This window comes from uncultured Nitratireductor sp., assembly GCF_913053745.1.
Taxonomy (GTDB): Bacteria; Pseudomonadota; Alphaproteobacteria; order Rhizobiales; family Rhizobiaceae; genus Nitratireductor.
The window spans coordinates 1-5,776 of the sequence record NZ_CAJXGF010000216.1; the positions used below are offsets into that span (position 1 = coordinate 1).

Here is a 5,776-nt window from a genome sequence, read left to right on the forward strand (position 1 = left end):
GCATGGTCGGTGCTGATCACCGCGTTCCTGCTTCTCCTGTCGCTTCCGGTTCTGGCCGGCGGCATCACCATGCTGTTGACCGACCGCAATTTCGGCACGACCTTCTTCGCGCCCGAAGGCGGCGGCGACCCGATCCTCTTCCAGCACCTGTTCTGGTTCTTCGGGCACCCGGAAGTGTACATTCTGATTCTGCCGGGCTTCGGCATTGTCAGCCACATCGTGTCGACATTCTCGAGGAAGCCGATTTTCGGTTATCTCGGCATGGCTTACGCCATGGTCGCCATCGGCGCGGTCGGATTTATCGTGTGGGCGCACCACATGTACACGACCGGCCTGTCGCTCGACACGCAGCGTTACTTCGTGTTCGCGACGATGGTCATTGCGGTTCCGACGGGCGTGAAGATCTTCTCGTGGATCGCAACCATGTGGGGCGGCTCCATCGAGTTCCGCACACCGATGATCTGGGCAATCGCCTTCATCTTCCTGTTCACCGTCGGCGGTGTGACGGGCGTTCAGCTCGCCAATGCCGGTCTCGACCGGGCCATGCACGACACTTATTATGTGGTCGCACACTTCCACTACGTGTTGTCCATGGGCGCCGTGTTCGCGATCTTCGCCGCCTGGTATTACTGGTTCCCGAAGATGACGGGCTATATGTACAACTCGTTTATCGCCCGCATCCATTTCTGGATCACCTTTATCGGCGTGAACGTCATCTTCTTCCCGCAGCACTTCCTGGGCCTGGCCGGCATGCCGCGCCGCTACATCGACTATCCGGATGCGTTCGCGGGCTGGAACATGGTGTCGTCCTACGGCTCCTATCTGGCGGCCATCGGCGTGCTGGTGTTCCTTTACGGCGTGTTCGAGGCATTCGCCAAGAAGCGCCCGGCCGGTGCGAACCCGTGGGGTGAGGGCGCGACGACGCTCGAATGGCAGCTTTCTTCGCCGCCGCCCTTCCACCAGTGGGAGCAATTGCCGAAGATTCGCTGATCTCTGGCGGATTGGATGCATCAAGGTTGCGCGGCTCATTCTTTCTAGGGCCGCGCCGCCGAATTCAAGAAACGAAGGCACGACATGGCGCTGGTTGAACAGGAGCATATGGACGATACGGGCTACCGCCTTTCGGAGGCGGCGCCGGGCGATTTCATTGCGCTGCTGAAGCCGCGCGTCATGTCGCTCGTCGTTTTCACCGCCTTTGTCGGCCTGGCCATGGCGCCAGGCGTGCCGAATCCGCTGCTTGCCATGATCTCTCTCGCGGCCATTGCCGTGGGTGCCGGGGCCTCCGGCGCGCTCAACATGTGGTACGATGCCGATATCGATGCGGTGATGGGGCGCACGGCCGGGCGGCCGGTTCCTGCGGGCCGTGTCACACCGGGCGAAGCCTTGTCTTTCGGGCTCATTCTGTCCGTGCTTTCGGTGAGCACGCTTGGCCTTATGGCCAATTGGACGGCCGCCGCGCTGCTGGCCTTCACGATTTTCTTCTACGCCGTGATCTATACGATGTGGCTGAAGCGCTCGACGCCGCAGAACATTGTCATCGGCGGTGCCGCCGGCGCGCTGCCGCCCGTTGTCGGCTGGGCCGCGGTGACCGGTACGGTGAGCATTGAAGGCCTCGTGCTTTTCCTCATCATCTTCCTGTGGACACCGCCGCATTTCTGGGCGCTTGCGCTTTTCAAATCCGGCGATTACGAGCGCGCGGGCATTCCGATGCTGCCCAATGTGGCCGGTCACGCGGCGACGAAGACGCAGATTTTCGTTTATGCGCTGCTTCTGGCCGTGAGCGGCATCCTGCCTGCGGTCATGGGGTTTGCCGGTCTCGCCTACGGTGTCGTCGCGACGATCCTGGGGGGCGGTTTCGTCTGGTATTCCTGGCAGGTTCTGCGGATGCCGGAAAGCGATGTGTCCATGAAACCGGCAAAGACGCTGTTCGGCTATTCGCTGCTCTACCTGTTCGTTCTGTTCACGGCGCTTCTCGCCGACCGGCTGCTTGCCGGCTTCGGCCTGGTTTCCTGAGGTTCCCGATGGACAAGGATTTCGTCAAACCGACCGAAGCTCAGCTCAAGGCGCGCCGCAAGCGCTCGATCGCACTCGCCATTGCGCTCGCTGCATTCGTCGTGATCGTCTATATCGGCAGTCTGGCCAAGCTCGGTCCGAGCCTGTTCGATCGTGCGATGTGAGGTGTGACATGAGCGGCGAACCAACGGATCGGAAAACGACGACAGCCGGCAACCGCAATCGCAACGCCGCGATCCTGTGCGTTGCCGTGGTCGGGGGAATGGTCGGCATGGCCTACGCGGCCGTGCCGCTTTATCAGCTTTTCTGCCAGGTCACGGGATATGGCGGCACGACGCAGCGTGTCGAGCAGTATTCCGACACCATCCTCGACCGGACGATCACAGTGCGCTTCGATGCCAACACCAATGGCGTGCCGTGGGAATTCCGGCCGAAGCAGCGCGAAGTCTCGATGCAGATCGGCGAGACCAAGCAGATTTCCTACGTTTCGCGCAATCTTTCGAACGAACCCACTTCGGGCACGGCGACCTTCAACGTTTCGCCGCCCCAGGCCGGGGCCTATTTCAACAAGGTTGAATGCTTCTGCTTTACCGAACAGGAGTTGCAACCGGGGCAATCCTATGACATGCCGGTCGTGTTCTTCGTCGACCCGGAGATCGTCAAGGTGCCTGAACTGAAGAATCTGAAGACTATCACGCTTTCCTATACATTCTTCCCGCTTGAGGAGAAGGCGCCGGTGGCTACCGCGCCCAAGACCAACACCAATCAGAACGAGAATCTCGGGGGCTGACATGGCCGACGCGCACGCAAAACATCACGACTATCACATCATCGACCCGAGCCCCTGGCCCTTCCTGGGATCGCTCGGCGCTCTGGTCATGTCCATCGGCGCCATTGCGTGGATGAAAGCCCATAACGGTGCCGAGTTCACAATCTTTGGCGTGAACCTTGCCTCGACCAATTTCTGGTTGTTCCTGATCGGTCTCTTCCTGGTGCTCTTCACCATGTATTCGTGGTGGGCCGATACCATCAAGGAAGGCCATGAAGGCCATCACACGCGTGTCGTCTCGCTCCACTTGCGCTACGGCATGATCATGTTCATCGCTTCGGAGCTGATGTTCTTCGTGGCTTGGTTCTGGGCGTTCTTCGATGCCAGCCTCTTCCCGGGCGAGGCGGTGCAGGCGACGCGTGCCGAGTTCACCGGCGGTATGTGGCCGCCCGAGGGTGTCGAGGTTCTCGATCCTTTCCACCTGCCGCTCTACAACACGGTCATCCTGCTGCTTTCGGGCACGACCGTGACCTGGGCGCACCATGCGCTGCTCGAGGACGACCGCAAGGGGCTGGTCTGGGGATTGGTGCTGACCGTGGCGCTCGGCGCGCTGTTCTCCTGCGTTCAGGTGTATGAATACATGCACGCACCGTTCGCCTTCTCCGATTCGATCTATGGCGCGACCTTCTACATGTCGACCGGCTTCCACGGTTTCCATGTCTTCGTCGGCACGGTCTTTCTGCTGGTCTGCCTGCTGCGTGCCATGGCCGGCGACTTTACGCCCAAGCAGCATTTCGGCTTCGAGGCGGCGGCCTGGTACTGGCATTTCGTCGATGTGGTCTGGCTCTTCCTCTTCACGTTCGTCTATGTCTGGGCCTCGGCGGGTGCGACCATCGCGCATGGCTGACAGGACGGCCTGAAAACGAGCAAGGCGGCTGGGGAAACCCGGCCGCTTTCTTTTTTGCGACGCATTGTGATCCTATCCGGGGATGCTGCCGGCTGCGGCAGGACGCGACGTCGACCCCCGGGGACGATCGTGTTAGAGCGCGTTGAACGTGTGGAGGAACGGGTCGTTTGTGGCCTGAAACGATGAAGCTTGATCGAGCGGGTATGACGGAGCCGGATACGAGGACGAGCGCTGAAGAACCGGTTTTGCAGCAGCCGGTGGATCCGGTCCGTGCCGGGCTCGTCGGACGCTGCCCGGGCTGCGGTAAGGGCCAGCTCTTCTCAGGCTTTCTGACGGTTGGACAGGGCTGCCGCAATTGCGGGCTCGATTACAGCTTTGCCGATGCCGGAGACGGGCCGGCGGTGTTCGTTATTCTGATCATCGGCTTCCTGGTGGTCGGTTTGGCGCTGTGGATGGAGGTTTCGCTTGGGCCGGCGCTATGGGTGCATTTCCTTCTCTGGGTGCCGCTGGCGCTCGTTCTGTGCCCGATCGCATTGCGGCTCATGAAAGGGCTGCTCATCGCCCTGCAGTATCGCAACAAGGCCGTTCAAGGGGAGCTCGACCGATAATGGTGGCAACCGAAACGACGACCTCCCGTTCGAGCCTGACCTGGCTGCTCGCGCTTTTGAGCCTTGCGGTTCTTGCCTGTCTTCTGGCGCTGGGCACCTGGCAGGTGAAGCGTCTTCAATGGAAGGAAGCGCTGATCGCGCAGATCGAAACGCGGATCAACGCCGAACCGGTGGACCTGACGACGATCGAACGGGCTTATGCCGAGACGGGAGACGTCGAATACCGTCCCGTGCAGGTACAGGGCGCTTTCCGCCATGCCGGCGAGCGCCACTATTTCGCAACCTGGCAGGGCCAGTCGGGATATTTCGTTCACACGCCGCTCAGGCTTGCGGACGGACGTTTCATCTTCGTCAATCGCGGTTTCGTGCCTTTCGACCGCAAGGAGGCGGAAACGCGCGGGGAAGGCCAGGTTGTGGGCGGCGTGCGCGTCCAAGGGCTTGCCCGCAACGGGATCGACGAAAAACCTTCCTTCATCGTTCCCGACAACGACATCGAGAAGAATATTTTCTACTGGAAGGATCTGAACACGATGGTGCACACGGCGGGACTGCCGGAGGCCGCGCGCGTCTTGCCGTTCTACGTCGACGCCGACGATGCCCCCAATCCGGGCGGATTGCCCGTGGGCGGGGTGACACGGATCGATCTGCCGAACAGCCATCTGCAATACGCGATCACCTGGTATGGACTTGCGGTTGCGCTTTGCGGCGTTCTGATCGTCTGGTGGCGGCGCAACCGCCGACACTCCTAGAACTTGGCGATCTCGGCCCCGCGCTCTTGACATTGAGCGCTCCAACCCCCCAATTCCGGCTCCAGCAAGGGGATTTCAAATGACGGCTGCCGACATGACGAAACAGAAGCTCACGGTGCGGCTTTGCGGGCCGCGCGGTTTCTGCGCCGGCGTCGACCGCGCCATTCAGATCGTCGTCCTGGCTCTGAAGAAGTACGGGGCGCCGGTCTATGTGCGGCACGAGATCGTGCACAATCGCTACGTGGTCGAGGGCCTGCAGGAGCGCGGGGCCGCCTTCATCGAGGAATTGAACGAGATTCCGGAGGACCACCGCGATTGCCCGGTCGTCTTTTCCGCTCATGGCGTTCCCAAATCGGTTCCCGCCGACGCACAGAACCGCAATCTCTTCTATCTCGATGCGACGTGCCCGCTGGTCTCCAAAGTGCACAAGCAGGCCATGCGCCATCACCGGCTTGGCCGCCATGTTCTTTTGATCGGCCATGCGGGGCATCCGGAGGTGATCGGCACGATGGGGCAACTGCCGAAAGGAACGGTGACCCTTGTGGAAACCGTCGAGGACGCCCAGTCGCTGCAGCGCCCCCACGGCGCCGAACTGGGATTCGTCAGCCAGACCACGCTTTCGGTGGAGGACACGGCCGAGGTTCTCAAGGCGCTCGAAGAGCGTTTCCCGGATCTGCACGCACCGGCTGCCGAATCCATCTGCTACGCCACCACGAACCGCCAGGAGGCG

At 61.4% G+C, this 5,776-nt stretch carries 8 protein-coding genes; all 8 read left to right on the forward strand.

Translation table 11 applies throughout. From position 1 onward, the window contains the following. Nucleotides 1-990: cbb3-type cytochrome c oxidase subunit I (locus tag QZ638_RS22110; protein WP_295814622.1), on the forward strand; the 990-nt coding region annotated here is incomplete at its 5' end. Nucleotides 991-1,074: 84 nt separating this feature from the next. After that, the gene (locus tag QZ638_RS22115; protein ID WP_295814624.1) at nt 1,075-2,013 is read left to right on the forward strand and encodes a heme o synthase; all 939 of its coding nucleotides are present in this window, start codon (nt 1,075-1,077) and stop codon (nt 2,011-2,013) included. 8 nt (nt 2,014-2,021) lie between these two features. Then, on the forward strand, nt 2,022-2,177 hold the full coding sequence (locus QZ638_RS22120; RefSeq protein ID WP_295814626.1) for a hypothetical protein: 156 nt from the start codon (nt 2,022-2,024) through the stop codon (nt 2,175-2,177). An 8-nt stretch (nt 2,178-2,185) separates the two neighbouring features. Then, complete coding sequence (locus QZ638_RS22125) at nt 2,186-2,803, forward strand: cytochrome c oxidase assembly protein (protein ID WP_295814628.1); 618 nt, start codon at nt 2,186-2,188, stop codon at nt 2,801-2,803. A gap of 1 nt (nt 2,804) precedes the next feature. Next, the gene (locus tag QZ638_RS22130) at nt 2,805-3,689 is read left to right on the forward strand and encodes a cytochrome c oxidase subunit 3 (protein ID WP_295814630.1); all 885 of its coding nucleotides are present in this window, start codon (nt 2,805-2,807) and stop codon (nt 3,687-3,689) included. A 203-nt stretch (nt 3,690-3,892) separates the two neighbouring features. Then, the gene (locus QZ638_RS22135) at nt 3,893-4,297 is read left to right on the forward strand and encodes a DUF983 domain-containing protein (RefSeq protein ID WP_295814637.1); all 405 of its coding nucleotides are present in this window, start codon (nt 3,893-3,895) and stop codon (nt 4,295-4,297) included. Further along, nucleotides 4,297-5,046: an SURF1 family protein gene (locus QZ638_RS22140; RefSeq protein ID WP_295814633.1), complete on the forward strand. Its 750-nt coding sequence runs from the start codon at nt 4,297-4,299 to the stop codon at nt 5,044-5,046. Before QZ638_RS22135 ends, QZ638_RS22140 begins: the two co-directional genes overlap by 1 nt. Before the next feature lie 79 nt (nt 5,047-5,125). Next, the coding region (ispH, locus tag QZ638_RS22145; RefSeq protein WP_295814635.1) for a 4-hydroxy-3-methylbut-2-enyl diphosphate reductase at nt 5,126-5,776 on the forward strand (651 nt) is incomplete at its 3' end.

Coding starts and splice junctions, on each gene's coding strand:
- QZ638_RS22130 (WP_295814630.1), top strand. CDS start 2,805: ATGGCCGACGCGCACGCAAAACATCACGACTATCACATCATCGACCCG.
- QZ638_RS22125 (WP_295814628.1), top strand. CDS start 2,186: ATGAGCGGCGAACCAACGGATCGGAAAACGACGACAGCCGGCAACCGC.
- QZ638_RS22140 (WP_295814633.1), top strand. CDS start 4,297: ATGGTGGCAACCGAAACGACGACCTCCCGTTCGAGCCTGACCTGGCTG.
- QZ638_RS22115 (WP_295814624.1), top strand. CDS start 1,075: ATGGCGCTGGTTGAACAGGAGCATATGGACGATACGGGCTACCGCCTT.
- QZ638_RS22120 (WP_295814626.1), top strand. CDS start 2,022: ATGGACAAGGATTTCGTCAAACCGACCGAAGCTCAGCTCAAGGCGCGC.
- QZ638_RS22135 (WP_295814637.1), top strand. CDS start 3,893: ATGACGGAGCCGGATACGAGGACGAGCGCTGAAGAACCGGTTTTGCAG.